Origin of the sequence: Paenibacillus phytohabitans (assembly GCF_013141775.1) — a bacterium.
Taxonomy (GTDB): Bacteria; Bacillota; Bacilli; order Paenibacillales; family Paenibacillaceae; genus Paenibacillus_AQ; species Paenibacillus_AQ phytohabitans.
In genome coordinates this window covers 207872-223873 of record NZ_WHOB01000089.1, presented here as the reverse complement: position 1 = coordinate 223873, position 16002 = coordinate 207872, and the positions used below count along the sequence as shown (strand labels likewise).

Sequence of the window (16002 nt, the reverse complement as noted above, 5' to 3'; positions counted from 1 at the left end):
TTTTTTAAAGTATAAGGATTTATGGGCTACGCATAATAATTTATCCTTATATTTCCGGCAGAAGCGGATATGGTGCTTATAGTACGGCACAGCCCTTTCTACTGGTCATAATTCAGAATGATAGAAGGAGAATACGATGAGCACATTTAAAAATTGGCTAAATACGACAAAAACCGGACTGACAGAACAAGTTAAGAAGTTTAAAAATAAAGACTTTATGAACGCGGTAGTTGCAGGCTGCGCACTGGTTGCTGCGGCTGACGGCAAGATTGAGGAATCCGAGAAGAACAAAATGGCCGGATATATGAACCTCAGCAATGAATTGAAGGTATTTGACATGAGAGATGTCATCAACCAGTTCAACTTCTATGTGAGCAACTTCGAGTTCTCGCCGGAAATCGGCAAGCAGGAAGCGCTCAAATCGATCGCGAAATTCAGCGGCAAACCGGAGATCGGACGTGTCATTGTGGGCGTATGCTCCGCGATCGGTGCGGCTGACGGCGACTTCGATGAGCATGAGAAAGCGGTTGTCCGGAATATCTGCAGTGTGCTCGGACTGAGCCCAAGCGAATTCAGCCTGTAATACAGGCCGGAGGGCATCCGCAATTGGATGAAACTTAGGCGTTTCTCCATCGTATCACTGATATAACACCCGCAAGAAGGACTTACAGGCAGTGATTACTACTGGAAACGGAGGTACGTAAAGTTGGCTGGAATCAATCTGGTAAAAGGTCAGAAGATCGATTTAACTAAAGGGAATGCCGGACTGTCTAACGTTATCGTAGGACTGGGCTGGGACCCTGCCGAACCGGCAAGAGGCTTCTTTGGTGTCAAGAAACAGGCGAATGTGGACTGTGATGCTTCCGCTCTGCTGCTGAATGAGAATGGCAAGCTGACCAATAAGCTGAACCTCGTCTGCTTTCACAACAAACAGAATACGAACAACTCTGTAGTTCACTCGGGAGATAACCTGACGGGTGAAGGAGACGGCGACGACGAGCAGATCATGGTGAATCTGAAGGCGATTCCTGCCGATGTCCATAAGGTTCTGGTTGTGGTTAACATCTACGATGCGGTGAACCGCAAGCAGGATTTCGGAATGATCAAATCGGCGTATATCCGGATTATCAACGCGGCCGGGAACGGCGAGCTGATCAAGTTTAATCTGACGGACAATTACACAGGCTTCACGGCACTGATCTGCGGCGAGCTGTACCGCCATGGCGAAGAGTGGAAATTCGCTGCTATCGGTGAAGGCGCGCACGCAGCACATATCAATCAACTGGCTGAACGTTATATCTAATTCCAATTTGAGAAAAGAGGGTTCTATTCATGGCTATTAACTTATCCAAGGGACAAAAAATCGATTTGACCAAAACTAATCCGGGCTTGTCCAAAATTACAGTCGGCCTCGGATGGGATACGAATAAATACGATGGCGGTAAGGACTTCGACCTCGACGTGTCTGTGTTCCTGACCAATGCTAACGGCAAAGTGGATAAAGAAACAAACTTCATCTTCTTCAACAATAAGCAGAACGAGAACGCTTCCGTTGTTCACACCGGCGACAACCGCACAGGTGAAGGCGACGGAGACGATGAGCAGGTTCAAGTTGATTTGCTCAATGTTCCTGCGGATGTTGATAAAATTGCGTTCACCATTACAATCTACGAAGCGGAAGCCAGAAGCCAGAACTTTGGACAAGTCTCCCGTTCTTATGTGCGTATCGTGAATGATGCGAACAGTGAAGAATTGATCCGTTTTGACCTGGGTGAAGATTTCTCCGTTGAAACCGGCGTTGTAGTCGGTGAATTGTACCGCAATGGTGCAGAGTGGAAATTCAATGCCATCGGCAGCGGCTACAAAGACGGCCTCTCCGGACTGACCCGTGATTACGGTCTGCAATAAGACCCTGATGACTCCGGGAATTAAATCTTTGAGGAAAGAAGGTTTTTGCCAGTGACGATCAGTCTTTCCAAAGGACAGCGGATTGATCTTACCAAGACCAATCCGGGCCTGACGAAGGTAGTTGTAGGACTTGGCTGGGATACAAACAAGTATAGCGGCGGCAAGGATTTCGACCTGGATGCTTCAGCATTTCTGCTGCATGAGGACGGCAAAGCCAAAGGCGAAGACGACTTTGTATTCTATAACAACCCAAGCGGCGGGACAGGCTCTGTAACCCATACAGGCGATAACCGTACAGGTGAAGGCGACGGGGACGATGAGCAGATTCTTGTAGATTTCAGCCTGGTGCCGGCGAATATTCAGCGCATTGGGATTACAGTGACGATCTATGATTATGAGACACGGGTGCAGAACTTCGGACAGGTATCGAACGCATTTGTTCGTGTTGTAGATGCTTCCAGCGACCGCGAGATTCTGCGGTTTGACCTGGGTGAGGATTTCTCCACCGAGACAGCCGTTGTCTTCTGTGAATTCTACCGCCATGGGGCGGATTGGAAGTTCCAGGCGATCGGCAGCGGGTTTGCCGGCGGGCTCAGCGCTCTATGCAAGAATTATGGACTGGATGCACAATAAAGCTTCAAAGGCGGGATCATCATCGATCCTGCCCTTTTTATAGACAAAAGTGTATAAGTTGCACTCTTATCCATTTATAAAGGTGGCGTAAGAATGAGTACTGAAGTAGTTAAAGGGCAGAAAGCAGACCTGACCAAAGGAAACCCGGGAATCCGCAATATCATTGTAGAGATCGGGTGGAAAGCTCCATCTTCCATGGATATTGACGCCTCTGCGTTCCTGCTTGGGGCGCAAGGCAAAGTAAATAGTGACGATGATCTGATCTTTTATAATAACCCGTCTACGCCTTATATCAGATATAAGGATGTGCCGGGTGCAGCTTCGGGAGGACTTAAGCAGTTCGAGGTGGGACTGGACAAGATTCCTGCAGGTATCGCGAAGATAGCCTTTACCCTTACCCTGTATGATGGCGAGAACCGCAAGCAAATGTTCGGACAGATGAGCGAGGCCCAGTGCCGGATCCTGGATCAGGCGACAGGGGCGGAAATTCTGCGGTGTAACCTGGGAAATCATTTCTCTGTGGAAACAGCTGTTGTGGTAGGAGAATTATATAGATACGGCGAAGAATGGAAATTCAGTGCGATCGTTGCAGGCTTCTCCGGCGGACTCAAAGCGCTGTGCGGCAACTATGGCATAGAAGTGGAGGATGAGCCTGCTCCGGCGGCGGCACCACAGCCTGTGAAGACGGCGGCACCGCCGGAACGCACGCCGCTTCAGGTGCCACCACCGAAGGTGGAGCAAGCCAGACCTGCTATAGTGATTCCGCCTCCGCCTGTGCCTGCGCCGAAGCAGGAGGAAGCTCCCGCACCGCCGCTGAATCTCAATCTGAAGAAGATTGAGCTGAAGAAGAAGGGCGATTCCATCAACCTGAAGAAATCAGCCTCCGGTCTCGGTGAGCTCGTCATCAACCTGAACTGGAATCAGAAGCAGGGGGGGGGACTGTTCAGCCGTAACAAGGGCGGCGTGGATCTGGATCTTGCCTGCCTGTATGAACTGAAGAACGGCAGCAAGGGAGTTGTGCAGGCGCTGGGCAATGCGTTCGGCAACCTGCAGCAGCCGCCGTACATCATGCTGGATGGGGATGACCGGACAGGCTCCGTAACATCCGGCGAGAATCTGCGTATAAACGGAAGTAAGGTTGCACAAATCGAAAGAATTTTAGTGTTTTCTTTTATTTACAAGGGAGTTACCAATTGGTCCGAGGCGGATGGGGTGGTTACCCTGAAGCAGGATGGAGGACCGGATATTGTCGTTAATCTGGACGAGCATAACAACCGTAAGGGCATGTGCGCCATCGCGCTGATCCGGAATGTAGGCAACGAGACCTTCAGTATTGAACGGCTTGTGCAATATTTCAGCGGTCATAAGGAGATGGATGAGGCCTATGGCTGGGGGCTTCGCTGGGTAGCAGGCAGCAAATAATTTTATTTTACCGGAGGCGCAAGTGGAATGGACTGGTTCAGTGATTTTTTTAGGAGTATCAGTGAGAATTATGGGCATTTCTTCTCATGGAGTGATGTTGTAGCGACGCTCTCCGATCCTGTCAGCTGGGGGATTATCGGGAGTCTGGTTCTGCTGGAGGGCCTGCTCTCCGCAGATAACGCGCTCGTGCTGGCGGTAATGGTTAAGCATTTACCGAAAGAGCAGCAGCGTAAGGCACTGTTTTACGGGATACTCGGGGCTTATTTATTCAGATTCCTGGCGATTGGTCTGGGTACCTTCCTGATTGGATTCTGGGAGGTTAAGGCTCTTGGTGCTCTGTACCTCTTCTACATTGCCTATAAAGGTCTGTTTAAGGGTGGCGGAGAAGAAGGGGAGACGAAGAACAAAGGCACCTCTTTCTGGAGGACGGTGCTCCTGGTTGAATTAATGGATATTGCCTTCAGTATTGACAGTGTAGTTGCTGCATTCGGTCTTAGTAATCAAGTCTGGGTGCTATTCCTGGGGGGGATCCTCGGCGTGCTGATGATGCGCGGCGTGGCACAGGTATTCCTCAAGCTGATTGCTAAATACCCTGAACTGGAACAGTCAGCATTCCTGCTCATTGCACTTATTGCCGGTAAAATGCTTGCTGGTGCGTTCGGGTATGAGATGCCGCATGTGATCTTCTTCACGGTTCTGATTGCAGTGTTTGTGGGTACCATTGTGTACAGCGCCAGTAAACGCAAAAAAGAGGCGAACCGCAAAGCCTGATTCCCCTGATGAATAGATTTAGCTTCATAGCTGTACAGGAAGCCGGGGAGTTCACGGGAAGGGTGGACTCCGGCGTGCTTCCGGGTAATCGTTATATGTTATAGCATGGCCTTTGCTTGTATTTGAGAAAGCCGGATGCCGTCCCCGAGAGGACGGCATAGCCGGTTCTGCTTGTCTCTATATGGAGAGGCTATTCGTTTTGTGCTTGGCACATCATTAAGGGGGAAAGGCCTTGAGATATTTCGATTACCTTACGCAAGAACAGGAAACTTCATTATTTCATGTTCCGCCGGTTTCATTTGATCATACAACCAGCAAGGATTTACTGGCTTACGCCGTCGGAGCTGCCCTTTATATGCCTGCTACAAGGTCCAGTGTTGCCGAAGATATTATTAAGCTGAGAGCCTCGGGGCTCGTTACGGTAATTATAGATCTGGAGGATGCCATAGGGGATGGCGAGGTGGATTATGCTGAAGAATCCGTTGTACGGCATCTTGCCTTCCTGTCCGCTTACGCCGAGAATGATCCGGAGCCCAGAGGCAGTCTGCCGCTGCTGTTCATCCGTGTACGCAATCCGGAGCAGCTGCGGGATCTGATTTTCCGGCTGGGTTCATTAATAACGATGCTGACCGGCTTTGTATTTCCTAAGTTTTCTGTCCTGAACGGTGTGGAGTTCTTTGAGGCCATTGCCGACTACAATAATACACGTACCTATTCTGCCCCTGTGCTGTACGGAATGCCGATTCTGGAGAATGCTCCGATCATCTACCGGGAGAGCCGGCTGGACAGCCTGCTGGCCATCCGTGATCTGCTGGGGCAATACCGCGAATATGTGCTCAATGTCAGAATTGGAGCAACGGATTTCTCCAGCCTGTTCGGACTGCGGCGCAGTCCCGATATCAGCATCTATGATCTGACGCCGATCCGCGACTGCATGTCGGATATTATTAATATATTTGGCCGTGTGGAAGAAGGGTATGTCATCTCAGGACCCGTATGGGAATACTTCGCGAGCAAAGGACACCGGGTTCTGCGTCCTCAGCTTCGCGAGACTCCTTTTGAAGATACCTATGGCAAACATGGCCGTGAGATGCGGAATAAATACATTTCCAGCTCGATGGATGGTCTGATTCGTGAAGTGATTTTGGACAAGGAAAACGGTATTGTGGGCAAAACGATCATTCATCCTTCCCATCTCAGACCCGTGCAGGCGATGTATACAGTAATGCATGAAGAATATGTGGACGCCTTAAGTATTGTGGAGAGCAATGATGGCAGCCGCGGAGTGTTCAAGAGCGAATATTACAACAAGATGAATGAAATTAAGCCACATTTGAACTGGGCTAGACGTATTTTACTACGATCTCAAATATACGGGGTGTTACATGAACAACAGCATTTTGTCGGATTACTACCCGAGAACGAATACACACACGTTTAATATCGTCGAGAATCTGCAGGTTACGGTAACGGAAACCTCCAACCCCTTTCATATGCCCGTGGAAGCCTTGTTCTCCATGGCCGCCCGCATCAACAAGAAACGCTCTTTTCTATTCGTCAGCAAAGTGCTTGGCAAACATATTCCTGTAGGTCCCTATACCCCTCTGCTTAGCGGAGCGGCACTTGCCCTTCTCCTGTACTTAGAGATGAGTGCGGATAGCGCTGAACGGGAAATCATGGACAAGCTGATGAGCCAGGCGGTTCATGGCCTGATTCATCCTGAATTCGCGGAAGAGGCCTATCATGATCTGCTTGCTGCACGTCTGGTGCTGCCTCAGCCTGCCTTATTTATCGGCTTTGCCGAAACCGCTACCGCCCTGGGCCACAGCATGTACAACATGTTTGCCGGCGGAGCCTCATATATTCATACGACCCGTGAGAATATTCCTGAACTGGAATCCGTAGTCACCTTCGAAGAGGAGCATTCCCATGCTGTAGATCATCTCTGTTATGCCCTGAATCCTAAGCTGTTGTCGGGAACGGAGCCGATCGTGCTGGTGGATGATGAGATTACGACCGGCAATACGGCGATCAATACCATTCGTGATGTCCAGTCCAAATTCCCGCGCCGGGAGTATGTAGTGGCTTCAATTCTGGATTGGCGGAGCACCGCGAATATTCAGGCTTACCGTGATCTGGAGCAGGAGCTGGGAATTAGAATTACCGCCTTATCTTTGCTGCAGGGCAGCATTGAGGTGACTGGAACCCCTCTGCTGAAGCCGCAGCCCGGAAGCGGCGAAGAGCCCGCAGCGTTGGCGGAGCTCGTTACCACATATGTGCAGGATGGATTAGAGCGGCTGCAGGTGACCTCTGCGGATGCGCTAGGCATTGTGAACCTCTCCCCCTATCTGAAATACAGCGGCCGTTTTGGTCTGGATTCTGCAGATAACCGGCGGATTGACGAAGGGGTCAGCCGGGTGGCCGGGAAGCTCCGTGACTTACGGGAAGGCTCCCGCACTTTGGTGATGGGCGTAGGTGAGTTCATGTATCTGCCGATGCGGATTGCCGCGGAGATGGGTGAGGGTGTGTCCTATCAATCCTCTACCCGCAGTCCGATCCATCCGCAGCGCCGTGCGGATTACGGTGTGCACAGTGCAGCAGCGTATCCGTCCGCAGGCGACACAGAGATCACCAATTTCATCTATAATGTGGATCCCGGCCAGTATGATGATATCTTTGTGCTGCTTGAGCGGGATGTGCCGCGGCAGCGGATTGAACCGATGACGGATATTTTGCAGAGGCTGGCAGGCAATAAGGTGCATCTTATTATACTGGCCTCTGAACCTGAAACTGGAGGCTCGCGGATATGAAGGGAATCGAAATGGAAGAGATAATGAACAGAAGAATATCCCCTCCGGTTCCGCTGGGTAGCTACCCTGCTTCAGATGTTACTTTTCTGCTCAAGGACCTCAGCGATGTATCCCTGGAGCGGGGAACAGCCGAACGGGAGGAAGCTATCCAGTCGGGCGTGCATTACTCAGAGATGCTCCCTGTAGAATACCAGCCGACGGAGCAGTATATCGAATTGTTCCATGAGACATTGCAGCATACCGCGAGGAAGGTGGCGCTTGCTGTAGCTGCTGTATCTGAGATGATTGTGGCTCAGCGGGGAACGGCGAATACGGTGCTGGTCTCACTGGCCAGAGCAGGTACCCCGATAGGCGTGCTGATCAAAAGGTATATTCTGGAGCGCTATGAAGCGGATCTGCCGCATTACAGTATTTCGATTATCCGGGGTAAAGGTATCGATGAGAACGCTGTGCTATATATGCTGCAGCAGCACGGAAGCGATGCAGAGCTGCAGTTCATTGACGGCTGGACCGGCAAAGGGGCTATCCGCCAGGTGCTGATCGAGGCCTGCGAGAGCATGTACAGCAAATATGGGATTACCCTGAATGATGATCTGGCGGTGCTTGCCGATCCCGGATACTGTTCGGGAACCTTCGGCACAAGGGAGGATTACCTGATCCCAAGCGCTTGCCTGAATTCTACGGTATCCGGATTGATGAGCCGTACCGTGCTCCGCGACGATCTGATCGGACCGGAGGAGTTCCACGGGGCCAAGTTCTACAAGGAATGGCTGGATAGTGATCTGTCTAATGTATTCGTGGAAGCTGTGACTCCTTATTTCCGTGAGGTGGCTGCGGAGGGGCTGAAGCTTGCTGAAGAGATGCAGGCGGATCCTCCGGAGATTACCTGGCAGGGGCTGGCTGATATCCGCAGTATTCAGGAGACCTTCGGCATTGATAATATCAATCTGGTGAAGCCGGGGGTTGGCGAGACCACGCGTGTGCTGCTGCGCAGAGTGCCCTGGAGAATCCTCGTTGATCGGCTGGACAATCCCAACCTGCGGCATATTCTGCTGCTGGCCGAAGACCGCGGTGTACCAGTAGAGGTATTCCCCGGACTTACGTATTCCTGCTGCGGGATCATTAAGCCGCTGAAAGGGGAGAGTGAATGATCTACGCCAGTGATCTGGACCGTACGCTGATCTACTCTCTGAATGCCATCGGAGTTCCCGGGGATGCCTCCGGGCTGGTGCCGGCCGAAGTGATTGACGGCAGAACGGTCTCGTATATATCGCAGCAGGCTCTGGATATGCTGAAAGAGCTTGCGGCGAAGATCGTCTTCATGCCGGTGACTACGCGCACTATCGCACAGTACCGGCGGATTAACCTGTTCCAGGAGACCATTATTCCGGATTATGCCGTTACCAGTAATGGAGGCAACATTCTCGTGAACGGGGTAGTGGACCATGAATGGCGGGCGGCTGTCGGGCGGCTGGTGGAACGCGGGTCCGTGCCGGCTGAGGAAGCCGGCAGGATTGTCCGCTCTGTAGTACGGGCAGAATGGATTACCAGCGAGCGGTATTGCGACGAGCTGTTCTACACCTTCGTAGTACACCGTGATTCTCTGCCGCTGGATGAGATTACCCGCATGGCTGAGCGGCTGGATGGACTGGGCTGGAAGGTATCGCTGCAGGGGCGCAAGCTCTACATTGTGCCGGAGGCCGTGAACAAAAGTGACGCGATCCTTCATGTCCGCCGTACCGTCCGCTCAGAGCCGATGGTCGCTTCAGGCGATTCCCTGCTGGACAAGAGCCTGCTGGCGGCTGCAGACTATGCCATTGCCCCCTGTCACGGAGAAATATTTGCCGAGCAGCAGGCGGGTCTAGTAAACTTAGAGTATCCTTTCACGAAGCAATCGGGTGTATTTGCCGGGGATGAGATTATGCAGTATGTTCAAACGATTTATAATAATTTGACAGCATTGGGAGTTGGGCCACAATGAAAAAGGTAAATATTTATTTCAATCGCTGGTTTTCCGTGGCTTTTCATTACATGAATCTCATCCGGAACAATGAAGACGGCATCCCGGTTCAAATATTCGCCACCCACCCGGATATCCGCCATATGTCGCTGCAGGGCGCTGATGTTGCGGGGGCCGAGCCTGAGCTTACGGGAATCGAATACGTGCAGTTCTGCGTTGATTTCTGCCGCCGCAATGAGATTGATATTTTCATTCCGCGGCTGCATATGCTGGATATCGCCCGGCATGTGTCCTTGTTCGATGCCATCGGGACGAAGGTGCTGGTCTGCCGCGATCAGGATCTGCTGGAAATGATTATGGATAAAGGCAAGTTCTACGAAAGTGTGAAGTCTAACGGAATCATGACGATTCCAGATTATCATGTCGCAAGTAATGCAGAGCAGTTCAAGGAAGCCTATGAAGAACTCGTCTCCAAGGGACATAAGGTCTGCTTCAAGCCGACCGAAACAGAGGGCGGTCTCGGATTCCGGATTATAGATAATAACCGCAGCCCGCTGGAAGAGCTGTTTGGACATGTAACGCCGTTGATTTCCTTCGAGGATGCTTATCGCATTCTTTCCGGAGCGGAGAGTTTTCCTAATCTGATGGTTATGGAGCTGCTGGAGGGATATGAATATAGTATTGATTGTCTGGCAGATGCGCATGGCAATCTGCTTGCCGCTGTCCCGCGCCGTAAGGCGGGCGGACGGCTGCGGCTGATGGAGCATATTCCGGAGCTGGAAGAGGTTGCCCGCAGGGTGGCCGAGACCTACCGGATTCCTTATAATTTCAATGTCCAGATGAAATACAGCGGCGATGTACCCAAGCTGCTTGAGATTAATCCGCGGATGTCCGGGGGCCTGCATATCTCGTGTCTGTCTGGGATTAACTTCCCTTATCTGGCAGTCAAAAGCGCTCTGGGCGGCGAAGTTCAGCCTGTAGAATTCGCGCACAATGTCTTGGCAAGCCATGTTGAACAGCCGCTGATCATGAAAATAAACGGAGAATCCGTGGTTACGGATTCCGTGAATTGAGTGTGGAGCATTCACGCTCATAAGAGGTGAGAAGGAATGCAAGCTAAATTCAAAGTACTGGTATACGCCGGGGCCGGCTATGTTGTGGCTGTATTGACCAGCGGGTTCCTGCCCGAGCTGATCTCGCTGCTGCTTCCGGTTGCCGGGGCCGCCCTTGCAGTGCCGGGCTTCAGGCGCACAAGAGTGAATCTCCCGGTGGAGGTTATTCCCGCCGGGCAAGAGCCGGCAGCGGTCCCTGCAGCTTCAGCAGGGGCGCTTCAGTCCCCGGCTGGCAGCGCCCCGGCCGCAGGCCCACTCCCGGCTGCGGGACAGGCTTCTGCGGTCAAAGCGGGAGCTGAGACCAGAGGGGAGATTACCATCGGAGCGGAATTCGCTCCGGTAGTGGAGTATCTTAGCATTCTGGAGGATATGATTATATCTGAAGGGCAGAAGGATACGCTGGACAATGAGATCGTCGAGAAGTCACTGGCGCTGTTCGCCAGACTGCAGCGTGTGATTCCTCTGCTGCAGGAACTTGGCAACGGCGAGATCAACCACACCGTCCGCAGACTGGTGCTGAAGGATCTCAACGGTGTGATCAATCCGTTCCTGAGGCTGGGCGGCGAAGCCAAGACGAGAAACCGGAGAATGCTGCTGAACGGTCTGCGTGATGTCGATACCAAAATATCCGATATTGCGTCTACGATCGAACATAAAGACCTGATGGAACTTCAGACCAAGGCGGAACTGATTCATCAGCGTTACAGCAGTTCCGAACTATAGGAGGAGGAAAACCATGTCCACGCAGTTGATCGAGCTGAGAAAAGAAGATGAACAGAAGGTAGTGGAGGAAGCTTCCCAGTTAATTGAGAAGGTGTCCAAGACCGATACGGTAGCCCTGGATTCCCTGATGGATGATATCGGCAAGCTTGGCGTGAAGACGCAGGAAAAAGCGGGACAAACCCTTAAGCTGCTGGATCGTCCGGTCAATGACCTGATGAGCGGCAAACGGGTGGAAGTGCCGAATATGATTATGAAGCTGCGTAATGAGTGCGAGACGCTGCAGCAGAGCAAGAATGTCAGCTTTTTCGGCAAAATGCTGCGCAAGAGTCCGCTCAAAAATTATGTCTACAAATATCAGTCCGTCCGCACCAATATTGATGCCATCATTACCGGTCTGCGCGACGGCCGCGATACGCTGGAAGAGAGCATCGTCAACATGCGCCAGCTGAAGCGCACCTCGATGGAGGAGATTTATAACCTGCAGACCAAAATTGCCTTCGGCAACAAGCTGAAGGAGCTGTTCGAGGTAGAAATCGCCAAGCCGGAGAACGAATTCCGCAAGGCGTATCTGGAACGGGGACTGCGCAAGGTAATGGTACGGATTCAGTCCATGACCGAAATGATTCTGCTCTACAATCAGGCGATTGCGGCAACGGATATCATCAATGACAATAATGATAAGCTGATCGATTCCGTAAACAACGCGATTGATAAGACTTCTAACCTGATCACCGTGTCGGCGATGATTGCCATGTCCCTGGCTGATCAGGAGAATGTCATTAACGCTGTGGAAGCCACCAACAAGACGATCGAGGATCAGTTCAAGGAGAACGCACGGTTGCTGCGTACAACTACCGAGAAGACCACGGAGCTGCTCTCCAAGCCGTCCATGTCACTCGAAGCTGTGAATCAGGCAATAGGCGATCTGCTCAGTGCCCTGGATACCTCGGAGCAGTCCAACCGGCGGATTATCGAGAGCTGCCAGGATTATACGTCCAAAATGACGACCATCAACACCCAGCTGAACAACCGGCTCGGGCTTAATGAGGGCTCGCAGCCGCAGGCTTTGAAGCAGGCGGAGAATGGGCTGAGCAGCTTTTTGAACTGATGATTTGATCTGCGGCCCGTAAGCACATACGAAGGATTGCAATAAGCCTGCTGATGGGGATCAGCGGGCTTTTTTTGATGTGCATATTCTAATTTACTATTATATTCCGGTGATATATCATGAGATGGGTTTACTCTTACATTCAGGGGGAAAAGACGGATGGGCAGGAAGTTACAAGGAATGTTGGCAGGTATACTAGGAGTTAGCATGCTTCTCGGTTCAATGGGGATAGCGGCAGCTCAGACGGCAAGTACAAAGGATTACGAAGGACATTGGGCTGAGCAAACGATTGAGAGATGGCTGGACAGCGGCTTGCTTAAAGGGTTTGAGGATGGGTCAGTGAAGCCCAATCAAACCATAACCAGAGCGGAGTTTATGACACTGGTGAACCGCGCATACCATTTCACGGAACAGGGCGTGGTGCATTTCTCCGATGTACCATCCACAAACTGGGCTTATGTTGAAGTATCAAAAGCAGTAGCGGCGGGTTACATTCAGGGCTATAACAGTGAAATGCGTCCTAACGCTCCGATTAACCGCCAGGAAGCGGCAGTTATTATCAGCAAGCTGCTGAAGTTGGACGCAGGTAATATGGAGGCATTGAACATATTCAGCGATGCAAGTCAGATTGCCTCATGGGGAAAGGGGAGTGTTGCCGCGGCAGTTACAGCAGGAGTGCTTAAGGGGTACCCGGATGGAACATTTGGACCGGCCAAAGCCTTGACCCGTGCTGAATCATTGTCACTGATAGATGCAGCTGCGACAGCGCAGCCGGCGGGTGGTACAGTAGCGGCGCCGTCACCAGCTGCAACACCGTCCCCGTCAGCTAGTCCTACTTCCACTCCTAAATCAACTGCAACTACTGCTGCAGTCGGGGGTGGAGGAAGCGGCAGTGGAGGTGGTGGTGAATCTCCGGCAACGCCTACTCCGGCTCCGACTGATACTCCTGCGGCCACTGCCACACCGGCAGCGACAGCAACTCCATTAGCTATTCCGTTTGTAGACGGAGTGAAGATTGCTGTTAACGAGGATATCCTTATGGCTAATTCCGTCAATTTGACGATCGATTTCAGACTGGTTCCGGATGAATTAGCATCCAAAGTAGACCATTTTGAACAGTATATTTCAAACGGCGCTGTTCCGGTTGAACAGTTGCTGTCGGGGGAGTTCTATCCTGAATATTTTGACTCTCTCTATGAAACTATTAACTTTCCTATTTATGCCTTTCAAATAGAGGGGATCACCGATCCCTATATTACGCAGATCTTTTATGATACCCATAATCAGCTGATAGGGTATTTCAGACAAAAGACCGAAATGAAGCTGATGACGGTTACGAAATCAGACCGCTTCTCAGAGCTGAATGACGGAGTGACTGTATCCAAAGTCTCTGTTGGAGCAGATGTCTATGATATCCGGATAGATGTTTCTGAGGCATTGGAGCAAGCCGGAAATCAAGCCGTCTATTACTCGATTAATCCTCAAGAAACACTCACAGAGCCAAGCGATGTTAATGTGATCAACGATATCCTGGCAGGCCAGAATTATTTGTATCGTCAGGACAGTGGAACTGTGTACTTTGAATACAGTTCAGACAAGACTTATTATGTTGTGTTCTATGATAGCAATCTTCAGGCGCTAGCCTATTACGCAGGAGATTGGAAAAGATCGGAGCAGAAGGCGTACGAGTTGGCAGTTGCCCGTATTCAAGCCTTGCCGGATGCTGCAGACGTAACTTTAGCTGATGAGGATGCGGTAGCTGCTGCTTTGAGTAAATTTGATATTCTGTCAGACGTTCAGAAAATGAAGGTCAGCACGGAGCTGCAGGACAAGCTGAACGATTCTGTTGCTGCAATCGGTAATCTGCGCCCCTTGGGCAGTCTGGGTTATCCTTATTTTAATGCGGTTACTACAGGCGAAAGTCATTATCTAAATAGTATCCCAATTGTTATAGATCTGCAGAAGATGCCGAGTTTACTCCGCTACACATCTGTAAACTTTACTCTTTCAATTACTAGCAATCCTATCAAACTGGGGGATTTGATTAAACAGGGCGATTATTACAAGAATGATCTTGCCAGCAGAGCGGTGGATCTTGGTCAGCCGCAGGAGGGAGATTTTTTGAATATCGTTCTCTATGATAAGCAAGGGAGAATAACTGCATACTATAGCGAGCCAGTGAGCTTCCCGGCAGTTAGAGCTGTGTGGAGCAGTCCTATTCCTCAAATCACAGAGGGTGTTGTGATCCGGAAGAGCGACACTGGTGGCGATGCTGAAATTGACATCAGCGGATATGTGAATCAAGACCCGCAATCGGCTGCTTATTATACCTTGAATTTACAGTCCCAGGAGCGCGGAGAATTAGCGAAGTTTGGTCCCGAAACGCGGCTGTTAAATAAGGAAATGGCATATTTGCGCAGCACCAGACAGTTCACTATAAATGTATCTAACGACTGGGACGATGAGCAATATTTGATTATCTTTTATGACAAGAGCTACAATGTGCTCGGCTATTATCAGGGCCAGGCTATGTTTACGGAGCAGCAACTCCTGACTCTGGCCAGTTCAAGGATGTCTGGAATGCCGGAAGTAGATGCAATTACCCTTGAAGATGAATATAGCGTGGAGAAAGCAAGATGGGCTTTTGAAGCTTTAACGGAGAGCCAGCGGCACCAGCTGGATGCTTCTTACCTTGCAAAACTGGAGCAGGCTGAATCCAGAATAACTGAACTTCATTCCGGCGGGCCGTTATCTGCGCTCCCGCAGGTCGGGGGAGTAGTCAGAGACTTAGAATTTCCGAATATGGTGAACGGAACATATCTGGGTGTCACATTTCCCTTCTTGCCTCGGGCGGTGAGGGATAAGGCTGTGTCCTTTAACGCCTATCTTACAGATCAGCCTATTACAGAGAATGATCTGAGCAACCGGTGGCCGGATAATAGTTATCCGCTTAGCTCGGGCGGCTATGGGCTTACTAGCCCTGAACTTCCGGTGGAGAAGTACGTTACGCTGGTATTTTACGATAAAAATAAGGCAGCGGTTGCTTACAACACACACAAAGTTCAATTTACTACAAATACTCCGCTTCTTGATGCCTCGGTTACTGAATTAACGGAAGGTGTGAAAATTAGCAGCATAAATGATGGGGAAGAGAGAAATATAGTGATAGATGTTTCAAAGATACGCAATAATCCGGAACTGGGTTTTGCATATTATTCTGTGGCATCCAAAACCCAGCTTGGAGGAGACGCAGGGTTTACAGTGGAACATGCGGCGAAGTACCGGAATTTTTTAAACGAGAACGATCGATATTCATTTCTTGAAACCGGTGACCAGGAATATATCATTCTTTTCTACGACAACAATTATAATGTGCTGTACTACTACAAAGGCGGTATTTCAGACTAACCCTTCCGAAGGATCTTTCTCATTCATAATACCTCCCTTTCCCACATAAGTTGTCACTAAGGCGACCTGTGGAGAAAGAGGGGATAAGCGGATGATTCTGGGATGTTTGATAGTTGTGCTTATCGTCGTAGCCAGCAGTGAGAAAGC

Annotated in this window: 14 protein-coding genes and 1 pseudogene; all 15 read left to right on the top strand. The window is 50.6% G+C overall.

Annotated elements, in window-relative coordinates; translation table 11 throughout:
* Positions 1–136 precede the first annotated feature (136 nt).
* The 15 genes and pseudogenes from GC101_RS30135 (at position 137) to GC101_RS30070 (ending at position 15855) form a co-directional block, all read left to right on the top strand.
* A complete protein-coding gene (locus GC101_RS30135; protein WP_042132981.1) occupies positions 137–583 on the top strand; it encodes a tellurite resistance TerB family protein in 447 nt (148 codons plus the stop codon).
* Positions 584–706: 123 nt separating this feature from the next.
* The gene (locus tag GC101_RS30130; RefSeq protein ID WP_171720336.1) at positions 707–1303 is read left to right on the top strand and encodes a TerD family protein; all 597 of its coding nucleotides are present in this window, start codon (positions 707–709) and stop codon (positions 1301–1303) included.
* Positions 1304–1332: 29 nt separating this feature from the next.
* Positions 1333–1908, top strand: a complete 576-nt coding sequence (locus GC101_RS30125; RefSeq protein WP_042132985.1) for a TerD family protein — start codon at positions 1333–1335, stop codon at positions 1906–1908.
* 51 nt (positions 1909–1959) lie between these two features.
* Complete coding sequence (locus tag GC101_RS30120; protein ID WP_042132987.1) at positions 1960–2541, top strand: TerD family protein; 582 nt, start codon at positions 1960–1962, stop codon at positions 2539–2541.
* Positions 2542–2634: 93 nt separating this feature from the next.
* Entirely contained in the window at positions 2635–3963 is a 1329-nt protein-coding gene (locus GC101_RS30115; protein WP_171720335.1) for a TerD family protein, read from the top strand.
* 27 nt (positions 3964–3990) lie between these two features.
* Positions 3991–4734 (top strand): TerC family protein, encoded by a 744-nt coding sequence (locus tag GC101_RS30110; RefSeq protein ID WP_171720334.1) that lies wholly within the window; start codon positions 3991–3993, stop codon positions 4732–4734.
* Positions 4735–4966: 232 nt separating this feature from the next.
* Entirely contained in the window at positions 4967–6175 is a 1209-nt protein-coding gene (locus GC101_RS30105) for an HpcH/HpaI aldolase/citrate lyase family protein (protein ID WP_171720333.1), read from the top strand.
* A 76-nt stretch (positions 6176–6251) separates the two neighbouring features.
* On the top strand, positions 6252–7544 hold the full coding sequence (locus tag GC101_RS30100) for a phosphoribosyltransferase family protein (protein ID WP_171720421.1): 1293 nt from the start codon (positions 6252–6254) through the stop codon (positions 7542–7544).
* Entirely contained in the window at positions 7541–8695 is a 1155-nt protein-coding gene (locus GC101_RS30095; protein WP_171720332.1) for a cysteine protease StiP family protein, read from the top strand. Before GC101_RS30100 ends, GC101_RS30095 begins: the two co-directional genes overlap by 4 nt.
* Complete coding sequence (locus GC101_RS30090) at positions 8692–9525, top strand: HAD family hydrolase (RefSeq protein ID WP_171720331.1); 834 nt, start codon at positions 8692–8694, stop codon at positions 9523–9525. Before GC101_RS30095 ends, GC101_RS30090 begins: the two co-directional genes overlap by 4 nt.
* Complete coding sequence (locus GC101_RS30085) at positions 9522–10577, top strand: ATP-grasp domain-containing protein (RefSeq protein WP_171720330.1); 1056 nt, start codon at positions 9522–9524, stop codon at positions 10575–10577. The genes GC101_RS30090 and GC101_RS30085 overlap by 4 nt, the downstream gene beginning before the upstream one ends.
* Before the next feature lie 36 nt (positions 10578–10613).
* Positions 10614–11339, top strand: a complete 726-nt coding sequence (locus GC101_RS30080) for a hypothetical protein (protein ID WP_171720329.1) — start codon at positions 10614–10616, stop codon at positions 11337–11339.
* A gap of 13 nt (positions 11340–11352) precedes the next feature.
* On the top strand, positions 11353–12447 hold the full coding sequence (locus GC101_RS30075) for a toxic anion resistance protein (RefSeq protein WP_039299403.1): 1095 nt from the start codon (positions 11353–11355) through the stop codon (positions 12445–12447).
* A 159-nt stretch (positions 12448–12606) separates the two neighbouring features.
* Positions 12607–12987 (top strand): annotated as a pseudogene (locus GC101_RS37005) (S-layer homology domain-containing protein); the annotation flags it as partial.
* A 51-nt stretch (positions 12988–13038) separates the two neighbouring features.
* Positions 13039–15855 (top strand): S-layer homology domain-containing protein, encoded by a 2817-nt coding sequence (locus GC101_RS30070; RefSeq protein WP_246354580.1) that lies wholly within the window; start codon positions 13039–13041, stop codon positions 15853–15855.
* Positions 15856–16002 lie beyond the last annotated feature (147 nt).